Source organism: Ignavibacteria bacterium, assembly GCA_015709655.1.
Lineage (GTDB): Bacteria > Bacteroidota > Ignavibacteria > Kapaibacteriales > Kapaibacteriaceae > OLB6.
Window position 1 is genome coordinate 121,530 of the sequence record CP054181.1, and the last position, 25,910, is coordinate 147,439.

Below are 25,910 nucleotides of genomic sequence, written 5' to 3' on the forward strand. Positions count from 1 at the left end.
ACAATGACGATACTTGCTATTGAAAGCACTTCAAGTGTGTGCAGTGTTGCACTTGGCGTCAACGGTCAACTATCTGCCGAGGTCAGCATTGGCATTCCTAATGTAGCAGATTCCCTGCTTGCAAAACTCGTGGTGCAACTGCTCGATTCCACCAATATTTCTGCTGCCGATCTTGATGTTGTTGCTGTTAGTTCAGGCCCGGGATCGTTTACCGGCACCCGCATCGGCGTCAGTTTTGCAAAGGGGCTTTGTCAGACGCGCCGGACACGGCTGCTGCCGGTTTCTACCCTCCTGTGTTCAGCCCAGAATGCGCTGCAGATTACGCATGCCTTGGCTTTAACAGGCATCATGGTGGCCATACCTACAAATCGGGAATTGTACTTTACACAGAAGTTTACGCTTCCGGAAGGCATCGTCGACGGTCTTGTGCAGCCAACGGGTACAATACTGTTACGACCGGCTGCCGAAATACAGCAGGAGTTAACGTCCAACACAATTGTCTGTGGCCCGGGGGCATACACCCTTGAACCTACGGTTCTGCTTGACCATCTCTGTCAGCTTAGTGGTGCCATGGTTTACCATACTTCCGAGGCCATAATAAAAAACGGATCCGCCGTGTGGGCAGATCCGTTCTTATTTGAGCCCTCCTACGAACAGGAGTTCGTGTCAGGTGAACACCGTTAGCACACAACTGTAATGGTAACCAAGCTCGGTGTGCAGTATACGGTCCGACCGGGAACTTCAGGTTCGGGATACTGCAAACGGTCGTTACCAGTTCACCCGTGTGCTAACTATAATGTTTCGTCCGGGAGCACTAATGCCGGAGGCATAGGTACGGTAATGATAATCGAGCACATTCTCAACCTGAAGCTGCAGTGTTAGAAGTTTTGTTACCGTCCAACCTGCAGCAAGATCAACCCGTTGCCATGGCAAGGCACCACTTGCCGAATACTGAACGCCTACTTTGTTCTCTTCACTTGGCGTTAACTCGGCAAGTTCTCGTCCGTCTGACCACCAAAACGAACCGCTCAACCACCATGTACCCGGTTGCCAGGTAGCCGATACAGTAGCAAATGTTGGGGCTGCGTGGCGCAGTGGAATATCGTTTGTTGTTTCCCTGCCGTTAACAAACGTAGTTGTTGCAAACACCTTAAGCTCTGGCATTACAGCATAGCTTACTCTGATATCTAGACCATAAATTCGTGCTGTACCGATGTTGGTATTGGCAAACACGGCTTTTCGCTCACCATAAATATCGATAGAATCCATACCGTTCCATAACGCCGGTCTTGTCTCGATTGCGTCACTGGCCCAAGTATAAAAACCATTCACCGATACATCGAGCGCCGAACTCGGATCAAGCTGAATACCACACTCCAATGTGGTTGCATATTCCGGTTTCAGATTCGAGTTAGGGACCACTACAACGCCCGGTGAGCTGTCGGATACTTTAAAATTATCCAGGTTAGGTGCCCGAAAACCATTTGCCAAATTCGAATGCATCGTGATGCCATCGGCTGCCTGCCACGTTAGTCCTACCGAGCCCGTCACCGATGTTGGATTCAAACTGATCGATGTGTACGGAATACTAAACGATGCTGTGTCAATGATGGCTGCTTCCAGACTGTAGTACGTTGTCCGTATGCCGCCGGCAATACTGAGATTGCTACTGAGTCCCCAATGTACCTGAACATATCCAGCCACCGAATTTACTGTCGTGCCACCATCCGGATATCTCGACAGTGTGGGCCGAACCTCACCGGTGTTAATATCACGTAGTGTAGCTTCGGAACTAACCTCATTCATCCACCATTCAAGGCCGTATTTCAGCTCTCGGGTGTAGGGCGAGGATTGATCAAGAGAAGCTTTCACATCTGCATTTACTGATCCAATCAGTACCTGCTCAACCTGTGACCGGAAATCTGTCTTATTGAATTTCCTGTCGTTTCGGCTTTCTTCGTTGAACTGGAAACTGGCAGTCACAGCAGCCTGACTGCCAAAAAAGCCGGCATCAGAGGTTTTGTAGGTCAGGCTGTGCATCGTCCACAGTTGCGGCCCGTAATACCACTCCGCAGATTTGGGCAGGCCGTTGTTAAGCTCTACAAGCCTGTCGTATCTGGGTACATCCGTTGTAGTAGAGAATATGCCGCCATAGTTTACCGTAGCATCATCCGTAATCCTGAACAGCAAGTTTTCGGTAACGTTCATCTGACTGTATCCTGACTGCACCTGACGCAAGACGTCAGAGTTCGCAACCATTGAGTCCCTGTCACCGAATCGTTCTGCGTACCAGGTTCGTTTCCCAAAATCAGGCTCTCTTGAATCGAAAACACTACCGCTACGAAGGTCGCCAAACTTTGAGTATGTGATAACGGTTGACGAGGCAATGCTCCTACTTGAAAAATCGAGTGTAGCACTGCCTGTAACCTCATTTGCTGCCGAACCATATCGCAGCAGAGCTTTGCCGCCAAAATAGGTTCCTTGATCAATCAGGGTAGCCTGATGGGTGTTAAATACCATGACGCCTCCCATGGCGTCACTGCCATACTGTACGCTGCCCGGACCAAAGAGTACTTCGGCGCCATCGAGTGCATTTGCGTCAATAGCAATAACGTTCTGCAGATTACCGCTACGGTAGATTGCGTTATTCATCCTCACACCGTCAACAACAATGAGGACTGCATTCGTGGCAAAGCCCCTTATCATTGGACTGCCCCCGCCTAACTGGCTCTTCTGTACCATGACGGTACCGCTGTTCATGATCATATCGGCTGCAGTTGACGGGATCTTCCGTGAAATATCCAGAGGCGTAATCACTGTGATTTCGCGAGGCACGTCCCGTGCTTCTTCGGCCCAGCGTGAAGCACTCACCACTACGCCCCGTGCCTGGATCGTTTTTAAACTATCGGTCTGCCCGGTTCCTGCTGCCTCCGAATCAGCATAAAGCACAGGATTGGTCAGTGCGAGTACAAGGCATAGCACTGCCATAACAAATCGAAATGTTGTCATTTGTATCCTAAAAATTGTTAGTTGAAATATCTTCTACATAAATCCGGGAGGTACAGAAGATATTTCGGTGGAGGCTCCGCAGTGTGAACATTCATTTCTGAATGAAAACTGGGCAGCGTTTTCCCAACATAAAGGGATGCCTCTATGAGTGTAGGCAATTCCGGCACACCCATCATAACCGCAATAAGCATCAGTGCGTTTTGAATGATACGTGCCAAAGGTTTACTAAATGGTGACCGTGGCTTCAGTACATGCGATATTGCCATCACAATTTCGGATTCACGGAAGTCCTTGTGCGCAATGATAACGGTAGCGCCGGCACTGTCAACCATGGTCTTAACATCATACATCCACCCATCAAACGTGAACTCACGGGCGTGTTCCCACACCAACACAGGATCACTATCAGTATGATGGAGGACAAAGCGATAATCCTTGCTGGTTTGCATCTCGTATCGAGCCAAAATCTTATACTGCGTGCGAAGTCCGACTGCAACGGCAAGCCACCCACCGGAAGTAAAGATCGTGGTGCAGATGATAAGGATTGAAATAAGTGCCTGCATTCCCACGCAATCTAAAGATTCGGAGCGTAATTTTGCCAACATGATTAACCGATACACCCGCCCGGAAATGGGATCTATTTGGAGCGATGAGCAACGCTTTTCAATTTGGCTATCAATCGAAGTTCTTGCATGTGAAGCACAGGCATTACAAGGAATCATTCCCCAGGAAGCCGTCGATGAAATCCGTGAAAAGGCTGCATTCGATGTTGACAGAATTCTTGAAATTGAAAAAGAAACGAAACACGACGTCATTGCATTTACGACCAACGTTGCTGAGTATGTTGGGCCAGCCTCACGGTTTATCCATCTTGGGATGACCTCGAGCGACGTACTGGATACGTGCCTGGCCGTGCAGTTACAACGAGCAGGAAACCTGTTGGTAGCCGGACTTGAAGGGCTCTCGGCCGTCCTGAAAACACGAGCCCTGGAGTTTAAACACACGCAGTGTATTGGGCGCACCCATGGCATCCATGCTGAAGTCACAACATTTGGTTTAAAATTATTACTTTGGCACCAAGAGATTCAGCGTGATCTTGACAGATTACAACAGGCCATCAGGACCATCTCGGTAGGCATGATATCAGGTGCCGTTGGCACCTTTGAACACTTGTCGCCCTTTGTTGAAGAATACGTATGTGAAAAACTCGGTCTGAAGCCAGCATCGGTTTCAACCCAGGTAATACAGCGCGACCGGCATGCCGAGTTTATGACAACACTGGCAATAATCGGAACAACTCTCGAGAAAATTGGAACCGAAATCCGTCATCTCCAACGCACCGAAGTTCGTGAGGCTGAAGAATCGTTTACAAAGGGACAAAAGGGGTCAAGCGCAATGCCCCACAAAAAAAACCCTATCGTCAGCGAACGCCTGTGCGGGCTTGCGCGTGTACTTCGTGCTAATGCGCTTACAGCACTCGAGAACAATGCTCTCTGGCACGAGCGGGATATCTCGCACAGCAGCGTGGAACGGATCACGTGTCCGGACTCTACCATTGTTCTTGACTACATGATAAGTCTGGCCACAGCGTTAATCGATAACCTGGTTGTGTACCCGGATACCATGGTAAAGAATCTTAACGTAACTAACGGACTTCCCTTCTCGCAAAGCGTACTGCTGGCATTGGTTCGTAAGGGATGTACACGCGAGGATGCCTACAAAATGGTACAGTCCTCCGCCATGAGAACATGGGAAACCTCCGTCCCCCTGAAGCAAACATTACTGGAGAATCAGGAAATAGCAGCGTTCCTTACGGCTTCAGAACTCGAAAATATCTTTGATGATAGGCGGATGCTGAAGAATGTAGATCTGATTTTCGCCAGATGCGGCCTAACAGATCAATCATAAATTCAGGATCCCCTGCCTCGTAATCATTGATAGCTGGATAGCCGGGACGGTACGTCTGATCAAAGAGCCGTGCTGAACCGGTTGCGTAGCAAACGTCGGACGTTTGAAAGCGTCCATTGCGAAGGACCGTAGCACGAAACCCCGGCGGATCTACATCAACCGAGTCAATAACAACACCCACTTCTGCGCTGTCCCCTAGCAAACACTGGTACGGAATATAGTAAACAGATGTACGTTCCGTCGTTGGTGACAGAGTAATCTGCGCATACCGTTTGGTATATCTCCGACCGCTCCACCAAAATGGGCCTAAAGGCCACAACGACGTTGCCCTGGCCCGAATACGGATACGAAGTGAAACACCAACCGGCAAAGGAGATGTTAATTCAACTTCAATCGGAATACTCACAGTGGAACCGGCAGGTGCAGCGGTATCCAGTACCCGTAGCAGGATGACAGTGTCGGAGCATGGCTGAATGGCATACTCCGGAATCGATGCGTCACCAAGAACAATACCGTTGGCTCCTGCCTCAGCCCCGTAGCCATCAACACCGTTGGAACTGTCTGCCGTATATACTCTGCCTGCCACCCCTCCCTCAACGTTGGCAGTCAGCGGCGTACTGCGGACCGACGCAGACAGTATGGCAACTCCTCCCGCACCTCCGCCGCCTGGGCCATACCGACGATATTCCGAGAATGTACGTCCACCGGCACCGCCTTGTAAACCAAGTTGAAATGGTCTGTGAAGGGGCTTTGGTATAACTACAGAATCACACAGTATCCAAATTGTACCTCCGCCCCCTCCGCCACCGGCCCCGTCAGCAATGGCTGTCTCGGCACCTGAACCGGATACAAGGATCCGGCCGTTCTCCAACCACTTAATAACCTTTGCAATTATAAGAACAACACCGCCACCCGCACCACCAGCAGTGCCCAAGTGGTCATTTTGATGTCCGCCCCCACCCCCTCCGCCCAAGAATACCCGGTGAGTTGAGTGAAAGAGCACCGAAGTTCCGCCGTGTCCACCCAATGGCAACGAACCAAACTCACTTGTTTGGAATCCGCCATTGCCACCACGTCCAGCAACCGATCCACCACCGCCACCACCGGCATTTCGGGCATTACCGCCGCCACCGCCAATGTCGCGGTTACCTCTTCCCGCATTGAACCGTTCATCCTCGGTACTCAGACCGACTCCTTTGCCACCACCAATCCCACTGAGCCATGTGTTTGACGTTTCCTGAACACATGTATCGTAGCTATTCAAGCTTCCCCATCCACCCCGGAAGCCCCTTCCAGCTGCATCAATGATGGCACCGAGCTCCACGGTGTCTGCAACAATTGAACAGATGCCACCCACTCCGTCGGCAAATGGCAAAACATTCAGATTTGAGGTGATACGGACGACGCTGCCTCCCAGGACACGGCAAACCTGCACACTGCCTTCCGTATCATAATATGGAACGTTCGGCCGGAGGACTATCGTATGCTGGCTTATCATTGCTACGGTGTGAATGCTCCATTCGCCGGCATGGCCAAGACCAATAAGATCGCCATCGCTGTTTGTGATGGCACCCTGCGACTGATAGACGATGATGGTATCCTGTACAGACAACATCGACGTTGACTCAACGTACACTGTGCTTGTGCAGGTATCAATCCCAACCACACGGGTGCAGAATTGCTCTGCTCCTGACTCTGCGCTTAAACATAACAGTGCCGCAATAGCAGTTATCGTGCTATGCCAAATGCGCGCCATCGCATTACTGTAGAATCGTACCATAGCGTTACGGCTTCGTTGTGAAGCAGGTTTAACAGGCGCCCCTCCGGCGTAAGAATCCGATTTTCCGGATTACTCTGAATCGCATTATTATGAATGGAGAGTCTGTCACCTACATTAAACAATATTATCATCCTTCCATGCGTTCCCCCCATGAATCCTGTTACGTCAATGCCATTCACTCCAGTAATAATTCGGACGATCGTTGTTTCTTCCAGCACCATGTTCGAGAGCATACTCCCAGTAGGAACATTAACAGTCTGCTCATTCACAATTGTTGTGCTACCACTTGTTTTGTGCGAGAACATGTGTGTAAGGGTTTGTGAGTTCTGTGGAAACCTGGTAGCTGGAACCTGATTAGGACGGTAGTTTTCGTGACTTCCGAGCATTACGTCGCCACCAAGGTGGACAGCCGACATACCACTGGTTTCGCTGACGAACAATCCGGCAATTACCTCACCCTGTCCTTGTGGTGTGAATTCTGCCAACCCCATCACTCCAACGTTATACCCTGAGTGGACTACTGCATTGTTTTTTGCTTCACCAAGCACGCCTACTGAAAACGTTGATGTTCCTCCGGGGCCGCCTCTGCGAACAACCCCGCGAACACCGATCAGTGTGTCCGCAGCAACATTTGAATTTGATGCAGATTCACCATAAACACCGGTCCGCTCGATAAGAGGTACACCTGTATATGATGCTGAATATGACAGGCCAACAACACCGGACCCCACGGAACTTGCCCGTGCCACTACCCCAATACTGTGAAGTCCGGCTACGATGGCATCAACACCACGCTGTGGCGCAGTTGTGCCGCCAATTTCAACCGCTGTCCCCGAAGCTGCACTTAACGCATTGTAACGCAGTCCGGTTCCACCGGTTATATCGACAGCAGTACCCAATGTTGCCAGCGCCCCTCCTGACGGACTGCCAATGCGAATACCCGTGCCCGTACCATTGGCCGTACTTGAAATCAGTATGCCTGCATCCGCTGTTCCGGTATTACCAATATTTACTATCCGAATACCGCTACTTGTAGAGGTGCCAGTAAGGTCAACCGTTAGTCCTGTTCCACTTGTTGCCGGAATTGTTCCTATCCTGGCTACTTCACCCGCAGCCGCACCGGTCAGTACTCCTACACTTAATGAACCGCGTATCCAGGTTTCTGCCGCTGCTCCGATTTCCATGGCCCGTACCAGACCGGCAGGCCCACCAAGGAATCGAATTGGTTGTCCGGGAGCGGAGAGATTTGCAACAACCAGAGGGATTACATCATCCGTGTACAGTGCTGCTCCTGACGCCCCGTTCCACGGACTACCCGCCAAATGAAGGCGGGTTGCCGTTAATTCCTGAGCCCTGCACCAGTAATGGCAGGCGGTGATGCTGATACATAGGAACATCAGATATCGTGTAGTCCCAGTCATAATCCCAATAGAAATTGAATGAATTACAGATTTAATACTGCCCAGGCTATCCGGTCGGTAGCCGACAATCCAACCGAAGTCTCGACAGTAATGTTTCCATTTACGTAGTCGCGATTGGTAACGCTAATACCAATGGTAGTGCCTGCGTCATTGATGACGGTAACGATTGGTACACTCGAGGCAGTGATTGTCCCGCCGACGGGAATCACGTGAATATGGGCTCCGGGGGTTGGAGTAAAGAGTCCGTTCAGGATAGCAAACAGGGCGCTCTGCCATGACAAACTTCCCGTGGCATCCCCCGTGAGCACCATCCCGCCCTGAGTTGGAGCAGCGGAAGGCAGCGTATATGTAACTGATGCTGACTGTGCCCCGGATTTAAACGCAGAATATTCTGTTCCTGAAGCTGAAGGTTCGTATATGCGAAGCTCCGAAGCAGTACCGCTGTTGGTTAACGACACCGTACCCTGCACGTCAACCAAGCTTACGGGATTAGCAGTGCCTACGCCAACAAAGCCTTGCGACGGACCGCTTATGCCAATGATCCGTATTACCTCGGTTGCATTCGAAGCAAGAACCAGGTCCTGAGCATTACTCGTACCAAGATACTGCTGCCCTGATGATGTTCCGCCAGTAGTAATTGCTGTGCCGGTTAGATGCCAGAACTCGGCATTGGTCCATCCAAGTTCTATCGTATTACCCGAAACGTTGGTAGCCGTGAGCGCCTGCCCGGAGGCCCCAACCGCCGGCGGCAATAATACCGTGTAACCGGTAACACCAGTTTGAGGAATGGAAAGCGAGACGGTAGCTGGTTGCGTGCTCCGAAGGTTGAGTGTACCAGTCGTTTGACTCTGCGCATATAAGCCCGAGGCGCAGCAGAGTGCAGCAAACCCAACAAATGCAAGACAAAGTACGTTTTTCATTACAAATCCCTTTAATAATGTTTTAATAATTTGGGTTAATATATTACCCACTGAATTAGTTCTGTATCTGTTAATGGTGCTGCCGTGCAGAGCGTGATAGTGTTGGTTTGGTAGTCTATGTTGCGTACCGACACTCCAATGTAGGTGTTGCTGAGAACGGATGCAGCAATCGTAGCTTCGGGCGGGATTTCGATGCCAGGGCTAACCGTATATTCAAACACTCCTGCTATCCCCTTTAATTGTCCCCGTGCGAATGACCTTGATGCCTCCAGGGTTAAGGTGTGACCGTCACGTGAAATCGTGACGCCACGTCCGGCCACAAGTTCTACCCTTCCTGCCACTTCGTTAACAGAGGTTACAACCCCGGTAACATCGGGCGACAGGGCATCGGCTATGTCGGCATGATGTGTAAATAAGGAATACGGAACACTGTTTAATGCTGTCCGCGGCAGGAGCTCCGGTGCTCCATCGATACTGATCCCAAGCCAGACTAAGCCCCTTTGCAGAAGTGTCAGTGGCAGCGGAACAGTGCTACCCAGAGTTAACGTTACGATACCTTCACTGGCCTGAGTTACGAAGTTCTCGGAATGCTCGGCAGTACCTCCTACCGGCTGGCCATACCAGAATACAGCCACGTCATGGCTCCCCTGCAGTGGAATCTGATTTGTTTCAAGGTAAAGTTGCAGCGTAAACTGGCGGGGAATCTGCGCCATGGCCCAGGACCCTGCAAGAAAAAAGAAGATAATGCTCCGTATCATAGAGCATTAGTATGTTAACTGTTCAAGGACGTGACGGTCGTGGAAAATTTATTTGAACGGCACGAGTAATTCGGAATCCAGATTATTCTGAATCATTCTGGATAACACATGGGATTGTAACCCTGGATGCTGCAATTGTCTGAACAGCGTACCAAGCTCGGTGGTATCCGAAGCCTGTAGCACCTGGGCAGTTTTGAACCGTACCCACCGGTATTCATTCAGACTAAAGGTTGCGTTATTTAAGACATTCGCAAATTCTTTTCGTTTTTGCGTAACAGTTGCTTTGCGTTTTTCAAGTTGATCTGCCTTTATAGCTACCTCAAGAACTACGGCTAACTGAGTCGGCTGAAGCAGACTGTCGGCAGGAGGATGATATTCATCTTTAACAACAACCATGCTACTAATGTTAACGCCAACGGTACGCGAGAAACCCAAAACATTTCTTGCTTCGCGAACAATTTCCCACGTAAAAACAACAAGCATTGTGGCACACACAAGCGCAACAATGTAAATCCAAAACCAGGGTTTTTGCCAGTATCTGCGATGTTTACGCTTCACGGCCTTCTGACGGGTGTTGAACGATGGCGGGAGATTCTTTGTCACCAAACATTGCTTCAACAAAGGCAACCGGTTCAAACACCTGCAGATCACTGATTTTTTCGCCCAACCCGATATAGCGAACAGGGATACTTAATCCATCGGCAATGGCCAGCACGGCACCACCCTTAGCCGTACCATCAAGTTTCGTGAGCACTATGCCGGTTATCGACGCTACCTTAGAGAACTCTCGTGCTTGCACCAGGGCGTTCTGTCCCGTGGTTGCATCTAACACCAGATAAACGTCATCGGGTGCTGTTGCCTTAACCTTTTTCATTACCCGGCTGATTTTTTCAAGTTCCTGCATCAGCCCGCCTTTGTTATGTAGGCGTCCGGCGGTATCAATGATCACAACGTCAGTGCCTCGGGCATGGGCAGACGTGAGGGTATCGTAGGCGACGGCAGCCGGATCGGCACCCTGCTTTTGCCGTACAATATCAACGCCGGCGCGTTCAGCCCAAACCTCGAGCTGTTCGTTGGCTGCAGCCCGGAACGTGTCAGCTGCACCGATAAGCACCGATTTGCCAGCCGACTTGTAGTTATAAGCAAGTTTACCAATCGTTGTAGTCTTCCCAACTCCGTTTACGCCGATAACAAGGATAACGTGGGGTTTCCGTTCTTCGTCGATCGTAAACATACGATCATTATCAGCGGACGGACTCGACACCAGCATGTCGGCAATTTCTTCCTTCAGAACGTCAACGATGGTATCTGCGTTTTCCAGTTTGTCCTTTTTAACGCGCTCACGAAGACGCTGGATAATCTTACCTGTAGCCGTAACGCCAACGTCCGACGTGATTAAAATTTCCTCAATTTCATCAAGAAGGCCCTGATCGATCTTTCTTCCCGCAAACAAGGCTGTCCGGATTCGTCCAACAATATTGTCACGCGTTTTTGCAAGACCTTCGGTTAACCGGTTAAACGCCAGTTTCTCCGTAACGCCTGTTACCGCCTTTTTTAGTTTATCGAATAGTCCCATAGAATCTTCTTGAGTAATCCCACAAAGATAGAGCCATCAGCATTGTGGTGACAACCATGAATGTGATGAGGTAGTCACCAACATCCATGATGGACACAAGGCCCGTAATTGCAATGGCAGTTACAGCAATTTTCCCTGTAAGCATCGAAGGGGCTGTGGTATCGGTGCGCCTTCGCATGATAAAGCTTCCAGCAATAATGAGTACATCGCGAAGCAGGACGATGGAAACAAACCACAGTGGAAGTAACGATAGGTACAAGAGAGTAACAACAACACCGGCAACAAATACCTTATCGGCAACCGGATCCAGAATGCGTCCCCACTCGCTGACGGTGTCCGTTGCCCTGGATACGGCACCATCAAGATAATCGCTAATTGCCGCCACGACGCACACAACCAGCGCATACAACCGCTGGTTCTGCAATAACAAGTACACTGCCGGGACTGTCATTAAAATCCGCAGCAGGCTGAGAAGGTTTCCAATTGTGAAAAACGAGCCGCTAATTGTAAACATGCTCTCTGGTAATAAACGGTGCCAGGAAAACTGATACCAAAATACCGGCAAACATTGGTTCAACAACATGCAGGAACAGATTGTTTACCAGATGGGTAAGGAGAGCCGTTACCATTGGCACCACAATGAGCGTCCAGTCCGGGAGATATCCACGACGGACACCTCTCCCCCTCTGCCCGGTACGTAGGGCAAGAATGAGCGGCAGCAGTAAACCGGGTACTGCAATCGATGCAAGGAGTTCAATAAGGTTGATGATACTGGGTACGGTGATTGCCAGAACAATACTCAAGACAGAGGCAACGGATAAACCAGTAAATAATCTGAATTTTTCGGAATGGTTCTTCCAAGGCCAGAGGTCGTAGCCCACCGTGGTTGCGCTCACCAGGATGTAGCCGTCCAGCGTAGAAATAATGGTAGCAAGCACAGATGTCAGGAATAGGCCTTTCCAGACATCTGGCAGCACCGCTTCGGCTGTCAGCAGGTAGTGCGACGCTCCATCATGGACCGGAAGGTGAGCGATTCCATACAGACCGGTTATCAGCTGAAGTATGTCAAAGACAACCCAGCATGCAACACTCCAGAACATCCCCTTACGTGCAGTACCGGGGGTTCGGGCTGCAGCAGCGCGCATAAAGAAATTGGGGTCCACAAAGGTCTGCATTGCAATGAAAAACCAGACAACAATGCCTGACCAGCCAATCGGACCTGGAATCTCGGTAAGCTGGGCAGGTACCGAGCTTAGCAGCGAGTCTGTACCAAAGTGGAAAATACAGGCAACAGTGAGCGCAATAAATCCGGCGTACATGAGCACGACCTGAACAACATTGGCCGCAACATCACTCCGAAGTCCGCCCTTGGCAACGATCACAACACTCACAACCGCTCCGCTCACAACACATATCCATACGTCGATGCCTGTAATGGTATGCAGAAATACGCCAAGAGCCAGTACATAGGGTGCCGGAGAACCAATCACCAACACGGCAATGGCGGCCCATTTTGATGCCGTTATGCCAAAACGTTTACGTATCACATCCGGTATTGAAATTATCTCTGTTGTCCGAATCCGAGACGCAAAAAAGCAGCCGTAGAGAATACCCATCACGTAATACGGCAACCCCAGACACACCATGAACGCAATACCATTCCGAAGAATAAACTCGCCGGAACCAAGCACATTGCCATACCACGTGGCTACCAGAGAGGCAACAAAAAACGGTGCCGTAAGACTGCGCCCTGCCAGCACGTATCCAACAACCTGACCGTACGGTGACTGCCGTTGGCGTGCTGCATACAAACCTGCTGATAGCGCTGCTATCACCGGCAGGATTACCATTAACCAGCCTGCCGTATCAAGAGTGACGTTCACGCACGACCCGTGTTAAAAAGGTTTTTCTGTGTTCCAAACAATGACCATGTTGAATTATGGCCAACCGATGAGCTTCGGTACCGTAACCTTTGTGCTTATGAAAACCATATAACGGATACCGGGTATGAATTGTACTGCTCATGATATCGTCTCTGACGGTTTTTGCAATGATTGAAGCAGCTCCAATCGAAACAGATATCGCATCGCCCCGTACAATGCATCGGTGCTCAACCTTCCAGGGTTTAAACCTGTTTCCGTCAACAATTACATAGTCAGGAACAGCAGGCTCAAGGTTATTAAGGGCATGGTGCATCGCCCGAAACGTTGCCTGTAAGATGTTGATTGCGTCAATATCTGCGGCCTCTACCCTACCAACTCCAATCGCCAGAGCACTCTGCTGTATTGCAGTAGCTAACTCATTTCTGCGCAGTGCGGTGAGCTTCTTACTATCGGCAATTCCCACAGGGATACAGCAGGGGTCCAGAATCACTGCTGCGGCAACCACCGGTCCGGCCAGTGCTCCTCTGCCGGCTTCATCAACGCCGGCAAGTACCCTACCAGACTCCCACCATTCTGAGTCGCATGTTTCCCATTTCATTTGTTCATTCAGCTAACTTCAAGAACTCTGTTCTCAGGGCATGGCTCGTAGCCATAAGCCCCCTGACAACACTAGTAACCATGGTGCTATGCTCGTCGGCTTCAACACCGCGGGCAACCATGCAGTAATGGCGTGCATTAATCACAACGCCAAGAGCAAGCGGATTAAGCAGCTCAACAAGATAATCGGCAATCTGCTCACCAAGTTCTTCCTGTATCTGTCCGCGCCGGGAAAACCAGTCAACGATACGGGTGAACTTACTCAATCCGATTACTTTATCGGTGGGGATATAGCCAATTGAACACGTCCCGGAAATCGGCTGCCAGTGGTGACTGCACACGCTCATGACCTTGATTCCTTTTGAAATAACAAGTCCATCAACCTTTCTCCGGTTTGGGAATACCGTTATCTCAGGGGGCTTTGCAAAACGTCCGGCATAAAGTTCGCGTACCCACATCTTGGCAAGCCGTTGCGGTGTTCGCGTGCTGTTCGAATCGTTTCTGTCGATTCGTAAAATGTCGAAAATCTCAGCATATTTCTGTTCAAGCTCCCGCTGCATTTCATCCAGCTCCGCCGGACTTAACTCCAGATTACCGTTCGAATCAAAAAGGGGCCTTCCCTTGCTGTCTGCTTCAGGATATAACTTTGAGTTATTCATGACTGCCACTCTCCCATGTTGTTACCTCTACCGGTTCACCCCTGTATTCGGCAGAATTTGAGTCGCTCTCATGCAAGCGGACCGAGAACAGAGTTCCGCTTGGCAGTGCATGTACAAGACGCTTCCAGAAAACCACGCATAAGTTTTCTACCGTTGGAATTACACCGCGCAGAAATTCAACATCATAATTTAGGTGCTTGTGGTCTACATGATCCACAACCTGCTCATCAATAATCTTCTTCAGAACCTTTAAGTTGATCACATATCCTGTGGCGGGATCAGGTAAGCCGCACAATGTAACTTCCAGTACGTAATTGTGACCATGACCAAACGGATTATTGCACTTATCAAAGATGGCATCGTTCTGTTCGTCAGTAAACGTTGGGTTATACAACCGGTGTGCAGCCGAGAACATTGCCTTGCGAGTTACGTAAACCATAAAAAGCTCTCTTCAAGTTAGATATTTGTACAGAAACTGTAAACTACGATGTTCAGGATACTTCCATATCTCCTAACCTGCTGTGCCACTGTACATTCCATTGCACATTCGCCTGCTGTTGTGACATCCAACCGTGCTTCGCACATCGTGACGATGATGGTGGAAGGCACATTATCGGCATCCGGCAACCGCTCAGTTCCGGGTGCTTCGTTTCAGGCAGAACTCGACTCAGCAGGAAATTACCTGGTCACGATGAACGGTCCGTTTGGGATTACCATGGCACGCATGTATGCAACGGCCGACAGTTTTGTGCTTGTAAATTACCTGGAGCAGCAGGTTTGGTATGGCAACCCCAACAACCCTGACCTGCTATCGGCTGCACACCTTCCGGTTTCTGCTGCAGAATTCATGATACTGCTTAAAGGCGGTGTTCCCGGTAATGTGCAGCGCTTTTCCCCAGCAAACCGTCCAGGGGAACATGTCCTGTTTGTTAGCAGGGACTCCCTGGTTACCGAGTATCTTCTGGTTGACACCACCAGGAACGTGGTCCTGCAGTATCAGCGAAAGGACACGACATCGCAGATACTGCTTGATGTTGTTTTTACAAACATCAAAATGACTGACTCGGTAGCCCTTGCTCACCACATTGACATCGACGGAGTACGGCGGCAGCAATCTGTCTCGATAACACTAACGAACGTTAGAATAAACCAGCCCATGCCCAAGCCCCTTTCAATTTCAATCCCTCAGGCGTACCAGCGACGCTACTTTCACTAGATGAATTGCATTCGCCTGCTCCTGTTGTGTATGTGCAGTGCTCCGATGTGGGCAGGTTTATTAATGCCCGCACCGCAAAATCCGGTCAGCCCACCCCAACAAGCCGACACTACCGAACAACAGACTGACACCGTCAGGCGACACGATATCGACACAATTGTGTATATCAGGGCTCGCGATACCGTACACTACCGTGCCGGAACAAAAACGATGTACCTGCGCGGCAAAAGTGTTGTTTCGTATGAGCAGCAGAAGCTCGAGGCAAATCGTATTGACATGGATTTTGGGACCAGCACGATTACCGCTCAGCCTTCATCTGACTCGGCCGGGCGACAGGTTGGCTTCCCGGTGTTTTCCGATAACGGTCAGGAATTTGCCGGCGCACGAATGACGTACAACTTTAAAACCGGAAAAGGGAATGTTGTTTTCGGAGAAACCACAGTGGAAGGGGGCTTTTACTACGGTGACAGAATCAAGCGGGTTGGACAGAGAACTGCCTTTGTAGAAGACGGATGCTACACCACCTGTGATGCACCGAAACCTCACTTTTACTTTAACTCCCCCAAAATGAAAATTGAACTGGAAAATAAAATTTATTTAAATCCTGTAATACTGTATGTAGAAGATATTCCGGTATTTGCATTACCCTTTGGTTTGTTCTTTAGTACCGAACATGGTCGCCGCTCCGGCTTCATCATGCCATCTCCACTGGTTTCAAGCAATCGTGGCGTTGCACTGCAAAACCTTGGGTATTATTTTGCCATCAGTGATTATTTCGACACTGAGCTTACTGCAGATATCACAACCAAGGGTGGTTTTACGCTCTACAACAGGTCGCGGTGGGCACTGCGGGATTACTTTAGCGGGAATGCGGAGTTCAGATACGGATATACTCGGTTTAACACTGATAGTCCGTACCAGATGAACCTTGGAATCTCAGTCAATCACAGCCAGCAGTTGCGTCCAATGGAAAACATCGCTGTTAACGTACTTCTCACCTCACAGAAGTATTATCAAAATACGTCGTTTAATCCATACGACCGATTACAGCAAATTGCACGGTCAACAGCATCCTACCAGCGCTCGTTTTTTAATGGTACGACGCTGAACCTGAACATGGTCCGTGACGAAAACATGGTTAACGGTTCCGTAACCAACTCACCCACGGTAAACCTTTCAATACCACAGTGGTTTCCATTACGCTCCCTGAAAAACACTGCAAACTGGCTTGCCGATGTAAGCGTCCAATATCGCGTGGTAGGCAGATACTTCCAGAGCTCACTGAGGACCTCTGAAACCGATCCGTTTGTCAGGACTGAATACACCACCATCGAACATAGACCGGCAATTACAATCTCACCGAAGATTGGATATTTTACCCTTCAGCCAACAATCAGCTACAGCGAAAACTGGTATGCTCAGCAGTATACACAGAGCATTAATCCGGCAGACTCAACGCTGACCATTACACGAAGCAACGGACTATTCAGAGAGTATACCTATGGCGCCGGTGTTGCAGCCAGCACATTTCTGTATGGGATGGCTTATCCAAGGATTTTTGGTATTAGTGCCATACGGCATACCCTTCAGCCAGTCGTCGGGATTACCTATATCCCTGATCAAAGTGACTCGTCACTTGGTTTTTATGGCTACCTCACCAGCCCCATTACAGGCAGGCAAACCCGGTATCACAGGTTTGCACCAGCAGGACAGCTTGCATCACCAGAACAGCAGGCTAACATAACGCTGAGTCTGCTCAATAAAATTAGTATTAAACCGGAATCTGATACTGCCGACACGGTTGCTCCCCGACCGTTCGACGTGCTGACGTTTACACTTAACACCTCCTACAACCTTGCATCGGACTCGCTGCGACTTCGGCCAATTAGCTTCAGCCTGCGATCACCCGTGCTTGACGCAATTGAATTTTCAGCAGCAGGTGTTTTTAATGTCTATGACCAGGACCTTGTCCAGGATGAAGCAACCGGCAGGATGGTTTGGCGGGATGTTAACCGGTGGACAGGAGAGCGTGCAGGAGGCGGGCTAGCCAGGCTAACTAGTTTGTCGGTTCAGCTTGGTACACGTTTTAGTTCTTCAGGTGTCAACTTTGAACCGCGCAAATACCATCAGGAAAGCAGCGATACCACCCAAGACGGGGCAACGCTGCGCAACCGGTTTGGGCAACGTCTGAACTTCCAGGAGGAAGCTATTGATTTGTTTGGAGATACGTCACCCGGTTGGCAGCCACTTACAATGCCGTGGAATATTTCGTTTTCGCTTGCTTATGCGGTAAACAAGCCAACACCTGACTACATGACCGAGTCATTATTCCTGGCGTTTCAGGGCAATCTTACGATAACACAAACGTTATCGGTGTCGGCCATGGGAAGCTATGATATTTTAAACCACACAGTGAACAGCCCCATCATCGACATTCGGAAACAAATACACTGCTGGAATTTAAGTTTGAACTGGGTTCCCACCGGATTCAACCGGGGCTTTTTTCTCCGTTTTTCTGCTGCTGCCCCGCAGTTGCAGGGACTTGTTATTCAGAAACAAAACACTCCTCTCTACAGGTAAGACCTCTCAACTGCTGTTGTTGTTTCGCTAATTTTGTTTGATATTTAAACGTAAAGCTTGAATTATGTGTGGAATTGTAGGATACATCGGACAGCAGAATGCAGCCGGCCTTCTTGTTGAAGGTTTACAAAGGATGGAATACCGCGGATACGATAGTGCCGGTATTTGTGTCGTTGACAACGGTGGGCTGTTCATTTCGAAAAAAGCCGGCAGGGTTCGTGAACTTGAGAAGACATTGAATCTCGCCGAAATCGACGGTACGGTTGGAATCGGTCATACCCGGTGGGCAACTCACGGAGAACCAACTGACAGGAATGCTCACCCGCATACTGACCATTCGGGAAGAATTTCGCTGGTTCACAATGGAATTATCGAGAACTACCTAACCATCAAGAAGCAGTTGGAAGGTGCGGGGCTTACATTTACTTCTGACACCGATTCGGAAGTCCTTGCCGTTTTTATTGGCATGCTGTACGAAAAGCTGGGTGATTTGGAACTGGCCGTTCAAACAGCACTAAACGAAGTTGAAGGAACCTTCGGCCTGGTGGTTGTAAGCACCGTAGAACCTGACCTGCTGATTGCCGCACGTCGTGGCAGTCCTATGATTCTTGGCGTTGGCAAGAACGAATATATTGTTGCATCGGATGCATCAGCCATCATTGCTCATACGCGGAGTGTAATGTATTTGCAAGAAAACGAGATGGCCATTGTACGTCCCGACGGCTATGTAACCAAAACCATTAGCAATGAGCAAACCCACGGAGAAATCGAAGAGATTTCGTTCGAGTTAAACCAGCTGGAGCGAGGCGGTTTCCCACATTTCATGCTGAAGGAGATTTTTGAGCAGCCAACAACGTTTCGTGACGGCTTTCGAGGTCGGCTACAGGCACACGACGGAACGGTTCGGCTGGGAGGTCTGTCAGGAGTTCATGAACAGCTGCGGAATGCCCGGAGGATTATTATCACTGCATGCGGAACAAGCTGGCATGCCGCGCTTGTTGGTGAATACCTGATAGAATCACTTGCCAGAATTCCGGTTGAAGTTGAATATGCCAGTGAATTCCGGTATCGCGACCCCATCATTGAACCGGATGACGTTGTGGTTGCCATTTCGCAGAGTGGAGAAACGGCAGACACCCTGGCGGCAATCCGCGAAGCAAAAAAGCGAGGCGCAACCGTTCTTGGCATGGTAAACGTGGTTGGTTCTACCATTGCTCGCGAAACGGATGCCGGTGTGTATCTGCATGCCGGTCCTGAAATTGGCGTTGCTAGTACAAAAGCATTTACGTCACAACTGTGCGTACTCGTTCAATTTGCACTTTTGCTGGGGAGGATGCGCAATCTGGGTATTGACGAAGGCAGGAAAATTGCACAAGCTCTTGAAGCTCTTCCCGATCAAATGCAGCAGGTACTGCAGCGCGCTGATGAGGTTGAACGAATTGCATACCTTTACAGCACAGTATCAAATTCACTGTACCTTGGTAGGGGGCTTAACTTCCCGGTAGCTCTCGAAGGCGCCCTGAAGCTGAAAGAAATTTCATACGTGCACGCAGAAGGCTACCCGGCTGCCGAAATGAAACACGGACCCATTGCCCTTATTGATGAAAATATGCCGGTGGTTTTCATTGCCCCGCATGATGAGATCTATGACAAGGTACTGTCGGGAATCCAGGAAGTACGCGCCCGCAGAGGTAAGGTGATTGCAATTGCTACTGATGGTGATACGCTAATGCAAACTGTTGCCGATCATGTTATTTATATTCCGGAGACCTTGCCGCTCTTAACACCGGTTCTTGCATCGATTCCACTGCAGCTGTTTGCCTACTATGTTGCTGTTGCCCGCGGCTGTAATGTGGATATGCCCCGGAATTTGGCAAAAAGCGTAACCGTAGAGTAACCGATGTCTGAGGCTCCTTCGATCCCATCCGTTGTGCGAAAACTCCGCTCCGGACATCGCCGGACGCTGGCCGAGATGATCTCGGTAGTTGAAAGCTCTGCTCCATCTGATATCGAATTCGCACGAACCCTGATCGTTGAACTATCTGGTAACAAGCAATCACCTACCAGGCGAATTGCATTAAGCGGTGTTCCCGGGGTTGGAAAAAGCTCAATGATCGAAGCACTCGGCATGTATTATGTCTCTCGTGGCGATCGTGTTGCCGTGCTGACCATTGATCCTACGAGCCACCGCTCCGGTGGAAGCGTCTTGGGAGATATTGTTCGGATGCCACTTCTGAGCGCTCAGCCCAATGCCTTTATCAGATCCTCACCATCAAAACTGGAGCTTGGTGGAACCACGCGCTCTACCCGCGAAAGTATAGCCCTGTGTGAAGCTGCTGGTTTTACCGTTATTCTGGTGGAAACCGTTGGTGTTGGCCAGAGCGAAGTGAGCGTTGCCAACATGGTTGATGTATTTGTGCTGCTGGTTCTCCCAAATGCGGGCGATGATGTTCAGGGAATTAAACGCGGTATCATGGAAGTGGCTGACATCATTGCCGTTAACAAATCAGATCTTGACAGTGCCGCTGCCCGGCGGGCTAAAAACATCCTAACGGGCGCACTGCGTTACATGCAACCGCCAGACCTGTCATGGAATCCACCGGTTCTGTGCAGCAGCTCAGGAGTCGTACCGGATATCGCCATGCTGGTGAATGCAATTGATAACTATTTCGATCATTCACGTAATTCGGCTCTTACTGCAAAACGTAGTCGTCAGAATGCAGACTGGTTTCAATCTCTCAAGCAACAGGTTGTTTCCGACGCTATTATGAAGTCATCACTTGGGAGTGATTTTGTTCAAACCCTGCACAATCAGGTCGGCTCGGGCACCCTTCACCCACTACAGGCCGCGGCAATCCTTTCTGAAAAACTGTTAACCTTATTTACCGGACACCACCATGACACTTAATACGGCATACATTCAGCAAATACTCAGAGCACACGGTATTGATGCCTGGGCTTTGTATGATTTTCGCGGCTCGAATTCAATTGCCTGGACAACGCTCAACGTTGCTCCAGAGGCACACTGCACACGTCGCTGGATGGTAGTAATCCCAGCTGATGGCACAGTGGTTAAAGTTGTTCACTCCATGGAGCAGCACCCCTTGCACCATCTTGACGTTGCGGCACAGTACTACACAACACACCAAGAGTGGGTATCTGCAGTGCAGCAAACCTTAGCCCCCTACAAGACTCTCGCCATGGAGTACTCACCCAATGGCAGCCTGCCTGTTGTGAGCAAGGTTGATGCAGGCACACTTGAAATGGTAAGGGGCTTGGGACACACCATCGTATCAAGTGCCGATATTTCACAATACACGACAAGTGTACTATCGAACGTACAGCTCGCCGGAGCAGCGGTCACTGCCGGACTACTGCGGGATGCAATGTTCGAAGGCTTTTCACTCGTGCGCGAACGCCTGCTTGCCAACAGCACCGTCACCGAATACGAAGTGCAGCAGCATATTCTTGCTGAACTTCAGTCACGCGGACTTGAAACTGACGGAGAATTAATCGTAGCAATTGGTACGAATGCATCAAGTCCTCACTATGCACCAACCGCATTAACCCACAGCAGAATTCGGCCCGACATGCTCTTACTGCTGGACTGCTGGGCAAGAAGTTCAGCGCCCGGATCAGTTTGGGCTGATTTAACCTGGATGGCATATACATCCGACAGAATTCCTGAGCATAATGCCCGGATATTTGATAGCGTGACGCAGGCCAGAGATGCCGCAATTACACTCGTACAACAGCGCATTGAAGCACAACAAATCATAAAAGGTTGCGAAGTTGACAACGCGGCACGTACCTCCATTATCCAGTCTGGATTCGGTGCTGAGTTTATACACAGAACCGGACACAGCATTACCACTGAACTGCACGGACCCGGTGTTAATATGGATAGCTATGAAACTGACGACACACGTCAGCTTCTGCCTGGAACAACCTTCTCCATCGAACCGGGAGTTTATATAGCAGGCAAGGAAGGCTATCGCTCGGAAATTAATATTATTATTGACCATAACAACCGTGTGCAGATTCCCAGTGCACCGATTCAGCATGGTTTACTCCCGCTTCTTGCCGAGGACTGGCAGCAGTAACAATGAAAACCCTCCTATACATACTTGCACTCATTACAACCGTTGTAGCCGGCCTTGCCCAGAGTAGCGAACAAGAGCGCCTTGCAAAGAACTTCGAAGCCGGAGGCGATCTGCGTGGAGCAGCACGGCTGTATTTGGAGCTGTATGAAAAAGCACCTGACAACCAGGCGTATTTTGACGGTGTGGTCCGGACATTTCAGGGGCTACAGCAATTGTCGGGTCTTCTCCCCATTGTTACCGAGCACCTTGTGCACCACCCTTCCGTGCAGACTGCACTTCTGGCGGGCACTCTATCGGTAAAGCTTGGCAAATCTGGTACTGATTTCTGGAACCGTGCGTTGGAGATTGGCAATAACTCCCAGGAAACCAATGCTGCTGTTGCGAAAGCCCAGGAGGATGTCTTCCTTTTAAAAGATGCCATTAATTCGTACAGGAAGGCTCGCGACCTCAGCGGATCTGCATGGCAATATGCTCGTCAGTTACAAAAGCTATACGCAGCAACAGGTGACTACCGGAGCTCGGTTAATGAAATATTCACGATGGTGAATAATACCGGTGATCTCACAGAAGCCCTGGGTTTACTAGCTGCCGTTACGGCAACAGACAGCGGCTTGAAGGCCGTTGATGAGGCAATGGCTCACCTGCCCTCAAACACATCCGATCAACTTCGGTTAAAGTTATGGCACCTGCAGTACAACAGTAAATGGCCTCGGGCACTAACCCTGGCTGAGCAGATCGATGATTCCGAACAGGCACACGGTCAGGCGCTCCTCCAGTTTGCTGACGCTGCTCGCAAGGCTGAGCAATACGACGTAGCGTTAAGCGCATACTCTAAAGCCTCCCACGCCTCTCCCAACGTTGCCTTATCAGCAGCGTACGGATCGGCTCAGACGCTCGAGCAGAAGCTTACGCAGGCACGTACTACACTATCAGCGGAAACGCTGAAGGAAGTACTATCCAACTACCAAACTATCGTCGACAAGTATCCAACCCATCCGCTCAGCGCGCAAGCACTGCTCAGAATCGGTCAGCTTCAGTTAACCAGGCTTCACAACAGCGAAGAGGCTCGGGAAACACTTTCACTGCTGGCAAACAGGTGGCCCGGTACCAGTGCATCGTGGGAAGGCATGTTGATGCTTGCCGATATTTACTATGCACTTGGTCAGACAGCGCAGGTTGCCGATCTTATTAATCGTGTTGAGGGTGGACCACAGGAGTATTCATTAATCGCTAAATTTAAAAAAGCAGATTACCTGTTATTTGAACATGAACTTGGTAAAGCCCGCGTACTGTATCAGGAAGTTTCCCTCCATCCTGCCTCACTGCCCGCTAACGATGCTATTGAACGACTGCGCCTTATTCTCCTCTCCGGTGATGACAGTCTTGCCGTATCGCATTATATTCGTGGTCTTCAGCTACAAGCCGAGCAGAAGCACTCGGAGTCCGCAAACAGTTTTTTACAAGCTGTTCACACTGCTGCTGACCCAGATCTGGCCGATCAGGCAAGGATTGCAGTTGTTCAGGAAAGTCTGTTGTTAGCCGACACTGCCCGGGCAGTTCAGCAACTGGATTCCTTAATTGCAAAAGTTCCATCAACACTCTTTGGTGACAAAGCCTTGCTGCTGATGGCAGATATCTTGACTGATAAACATGAAATTCAAAGTGCCGTAGCAGCACTAACAACGCTCTTGGTACAGTATCCAAACAGCATATATACACCACTCACCCGAGAATTAATTCGTAAACTACGAGGAGACATACAGTGACAGAACACGAAGTACGTGAAACCACCTTCGAGCTACTTCCCTATTCAAGACCCGATGTAACAGCCATAACCCTTCAATCCAGGGAAATCGCAGATGCCATAATTACTGCATCGAATGCACAGACCGTCATAGATGCCGTTGACCGATGGAATGACCTTCGGAACGCTTATTCAACCATGCAGTCATTGGCCGAAGTTCATTACACCCAGGACGTATCCAACGCAGATTCAAAAGCCGAAAAAGAGTTTTTCGACAACGTTTCTCCTTCAGTTGCAGAAGCGTTCCAGTGGGTATCACTTGCACTGATTAACAGTACGTATAAAGATGCCGTGGCTGCACTCAAAGGGGAATTGTTTATCCGACGACTGTCTGATTCGCATCGCGTATTCTCACCTGCTGTAAAAGACCTGCTAACTAAGGAATCAGCTGTTACCAATGAGTACAATGAACTTACAGCCTCGGCACAGATCAACGTTAACGGAACAAGCTACAACCTGAGCACACTCGGCAAATTGATGGAGGACCCCAACAGGGAAATACGGGTAGCTGCACAGAAAGCGCTAAACCTCTTTCTAAAAGAAAACGGACCACGGTTCGACTCGCTGTATGATTCCCTTGTACAAATTCGAAATGAAATGGCGCATAAACTCGGCTTTACCTCGTATACTCAGATGCGGTATATTGAGATGGGCCGCGTAGATTACACCAGGGAGGACATTGAAGAATACAGAAATGCTGTTGTTAAGTATGTAGTTCCCCTGGCAACAGACCTACGCAACCAGCAAGCTAAAAGGCTTGGGCTGGAAAACCTGACCATTGCCGATGAAAAGCTGCAGTTTCCTGATGGGAATCCAACTCCAAGGGGTACACATGCCGAAATATTGCAAGCTGCTCGTACGATGTACAACGAACTACACCCAGAAACAGGCAGTTTTTTTGAAATGATGCTGTCAAGGAACCTTCTGGACCTCCATTCACGAAACAACAAAGCCCCCGGTGGCTACTGCACGAGCTTTGCGAGCTATAAAACACCGTTCATCTTCGCCAACTTTAATAATACCACACACGATGTGGAAGTTTTAACACACGAAGCCGGTCATGCCTTCCAATCCTGGCGTAGCAGGAATTATGATGTTCCGGAATACCAGTGGCCTACCATGGAAAGCTGCGAAATTCACAGCATGGCCATGGAATACTTCACGGCGCCATGGATGCACTTATTCTTTGGTGATCAAACCGACCGGTTTTTATTCATGCATCTTCAGGGTGCGATATTGTTTCTTCCGTACGGGTGTATGGTGGACGAATTTCAGCACTGGGTTTATGACCATCCCGAGGCAACCCCGGATGAACGCCGTTACACGTGGCAACAACTTGAAACGACATACATGCCATGGAGGAATCGCACCGACGACGCATTTTCCTCGGAAGGGAGAGCATGGCAGCTTCAGCGCCATATCTACGAATCGCCCTTCTACTACATTGACTATACGCTTGCCAGTATCTGTGCACTCCAGTATAATTTCTGGGCTACTGAAGATATTGGCTCGGCATTTGATAGCTACCTTTCGGTTTGCGACCTAGGGGGAAGCATGCCGTTTCTGGATATTGTTAGGAGTGGCAATCTGTCCTCTCCCTTCGATCCGGGAACCTTGCCAGCCGTAATCAGTAAAACTGAAAAGTGGTTGCGTGACCATTGCACTGCGTATATTTGGAAATCTGAATCGTGAGAGG

General features: G+C 49.7%; 22 protein-coding genes. 9 read left to right on the forward strand and 13 right to left on the reverse strand.

The window, feature by feature from the left end; translation table 11 throughout:
• Positions 1-3: 3 nt before the first annotated feature.
• Positions 4-684 (forward strand): tRNA (adenosine(37)-N6)-threonylcarbamoyltransferase complex dimerization subunit type 1 TsaB, encoded by a 681-nt coding sequence (gene tsaB, locus HRU79_00510; GenBank protein QOJ25198.1) that lies wholly within the window; start codon positions 4-6, stop codon positions 682-684.
• Positions 685-768: 84 nt separating this feature from the next.
• On the opposite strand, the gene HRU79_00515 is transcribed toward tsaB, so the two are convergent.
• Together HRU79_00515 and HRU79_00520 are read right to left on the reverse strand one after the other, a co-directional pair.
• Entirely contained in the window at positions 769-3,009 is a 2,241-nt protein-coding gene (locus HRU79_00515; GenBank protein ID QOJ25199.1) for a TonB-dependent receptor, read from the reverse strand.
• 17 nt (positions 3,010-3,026) lie between these two features.
• Positions 3,027-3,614 (reverse strand): hypothetical protein, encoded by a 588-nt coding sequence (locus tag HRU79_00520; protein QOJ25200.1) that lies wholly within the window; start codon positions 3,612-3,614, stop codon positions 3,027-3,029.
• Between HRU79_00520 and HRU79_00525 the strand changes: the two genes are divergently transcribed.
• Complete coding sequence (locus HRU79_00525) at positions 3,613-4,917, forward strand: adenylosuccinate lyase (protein QOJ25201.1); 1,305 nt, start codon at positions 3,613-3,615, stop codon at positions 4,915-4,917. The genes HRU79_00520 and HRU79_00525 overlap by 2 nt on opposite strands.
• On the opposite strand, the gene HRU79_00530 is transcribed toward HRU79_00525, so the two are convergent.
• The 11 genes from HRU79_00530 to HRU79_00580 are packed head-to-tail and all read right to left on the reverse strand — an operon-like array spanning position 4,820 to position 14,950.
• Complete coding sequence (locus tag HRU79_00530; protein QOJ25202.1) at positions 4,820-6,697, reverse strand: hypothetical protein; 1,878 nt, start codon at positions 6,695-6,697, stop codon at positions 4,820-4,822. The genes HRU79_00525 and HRU79_00530 overlap by 98 nt on opposite strands.
• The gene (locus HRU79_00535) at positions 6,646-8,118 is read right to left on the reverse strand and encodes a hypothetical protein (GenBank protein QOJ25203.1); all 1,473 of its coding nucleotides are present in this window, start codon (positions 8,116-8,118) and stop codon (positions 6,646-6,648) included. The genes HRU79_00530 and HRU79_00535 overlap by 52 nt, the downstream gene beginning before the upstream one ends.
• Before the next feature lie 23 nt (positions 8,119-8,141).
• Complete coding sequence (locus HRU79_00540) at positions 8,142-9,038, reverse strand: hypothetical protein (protein QOJ25204.1); 897 nt, start codon at positions 9,036-9,038, stop codon at positions 8,142-8,144.
• Between the two features lie 35 nt (positions 9,039-9,073).
• Positions 9,074-9,796, reverse strand: coding sequence for a hypothetical protein (locus HRU79_00545; protein QOJ25205.1), 723 nt, complete (start codon positions 9,794-9,796; stop codon positions 9,074-9,076).
• A gap of 48 nt (positions 9,797-9,844) precedes the next feature.
• Complete coding sequence (locus tag HRU79_00550; GenBank protein ID QOJ25206.1) at positions 9,845-10,354, reverse strand: hypothetical protein; 510 nt, start codon at positions 10,352-10,354, stop codon at positions 9,845-9,847.
• Positions 10,344-11,372 (reverse strand): signal recognition particle-docking protein FtsY, encoded by a 1,029-nt coding sequence (ftsY, locus tag HRU79_00555; protein ID QOJ25207.1) that lies wholly within the window; start codon positions 11,370-11,372, stop codon positions 10,344-10,346. Before ftsY ends, HRU79_00550 begins: the two co-directional genes overlap by 11 nt.
• The gene (locus HRU79_00560) at positions 11,356-11,886 is read right to left on the reverse strand and encodes a CDP-alcohol phosphatidyltransferase family protein (GenBank protein ID QOJ25208.1); all 531 of its coding nucleotides are present in this window, start codon (positions 11,884-11,886) and stop codon (positions 11,356-11,358) included. Before HRU79_00560 ends, ftsY begins: the two co-directional genes overlap by 17 nt.
• Entirely contained in the window at positions 11,873-13,255 is a 1,383-nt protein-coding gene (locus tag HRU79_00565) for a hypothetical protein (GenBank protein QOJ25209.1), read from the reverse strand. Before HRU79_00565 ends, HRU79_00560 begins: the two co-directional genes overlap by 14 nt.
• A complete protein-coding gene (locus HRU79_00570; GenBank protein ID QOJ25210.1) occupies positions 13,239-13,853 on the reverse strand; it encodes a ribonuclease HII in 615 nt (204 codons plus the stop codon). The genes HRU79_00565 and HRU79_00570 overlap by 17 nt, the downstream gene beginning before the upstream one ends.
• 4 nt (positions 13,854-13,857) lie before the next feature.
• A complete protein-coding gene (locus tag HRU79_00575; GenBank protein ID QOJ25211.1) occupies positions 13,858-14,511 on the reverse strand; it encodes a GTP cyclohydrolase I in 654 nt (217 codons plus the stop codon).
• Complete coding sequence (locus tag HRU79_00580; protein ID QOJ25212.1) at positions 14,504-14,950, reverse strand: 6-carboxytetrahydropterin synthase; 447 nt, start codon at positions 14,948-14,950, stop codon at positions 14,504-14,506. Before HRU79_00580 ends, HRU79_00575 begins: the two co-directional genes overlap by 8 nt.
• Before the next feature lie 120 nt (positions 14,951-15,070).
• Here HRU79_00580 and HRU79_00585 point away from each other — a divergent pair, with 120 nt between their 5' ends.
• The 7 genes from HRU79_00585 (at position 15,071) to HRU79_00615 (ending at position 25,906) form a co-directional block, all read left to right on the forward strand.
• Complete coding sequence (locus HRU79_00585; protein QOJ25213.1) at positions 15,071-15,727, forward strand: DUF4292 domain-containing protein; 657 nt, start codon at positions 15,071-15,073, stop codon at positions 15,725-15,727.
• Positions 15,728-18,307, forward strand: coding sequence for an LPS-assembly protein LptD (locus tag HRU79_00590; protein QOJ25214.1), 2,580 nt, complete (start codon positions 15,728-15,730; stop codon positions 18,305-18,307).
• A gap of 64 nt (positions 18,308-18,371) precedes the next feature.
• Entirely contained in the window at positions 18,372-20,204 is a 1,833-nt protein-coding gene (gene glmS, locus HRU79_00595; protein ID QOJ25215.1) for a glutamine--fructose-6-phosphate transaminase (isomerizing), read from the forward strand.
• 3 nt (positions 20,205-20,207) lie between these two features.
• Entirely contained in the window at positions 20,208-21,215 is a 1,008-nt protein-coding gene (meaB, locus tag HRU79_00600) for a methylmalonyl Co-A mutase-associated GTPase MeaB (GenBank protein QOJ25216.1), read from the forward strand.
• Positions 21,205-22,410 (forward strand): aminopeptidase P family protein, encoded by a 1,206-nt coding sequence (locus tag HRU79_00605; protein ID QOJ25217.1) that lies wholly within the window; start codon positions 21,205-21,207, stop codon positions 22,408-22,410. The genes meaB and HRU79_00605 overlap by 11 nt, the downstream gene beginning before the upstream one ends.
• A 2-nt stretch (positions 22,411-22,412) precedes the next feature.
• A complete protein-coding gene (locus tag HRU79_00610) occupies positions 22,413-24,176 on the forward strand; it encodes a tetratricopeptide repeat protein (GenBank protein ID QOJ25218.1) in 1,764 nt (587 codons plus the stop codon).
• The gene (locus HRU79_00615) at positions 24,173-25,906 is read left to right on the forward strand and encodes a M3 family oligoendopeptidase (GenBank protein QOJ25219.1); all 1,734 of its coding nucleotides are present in this window, start codon (positions 24,173-24,175) and stop codon (positions 25,904-25,906) included. Before HRU79_00610 ends, HRU79_00615 begins: the two co-directional genes overlap by 4 nt.
• Positions 25,907-25,910: the final 4 nt, after the last annotated feature.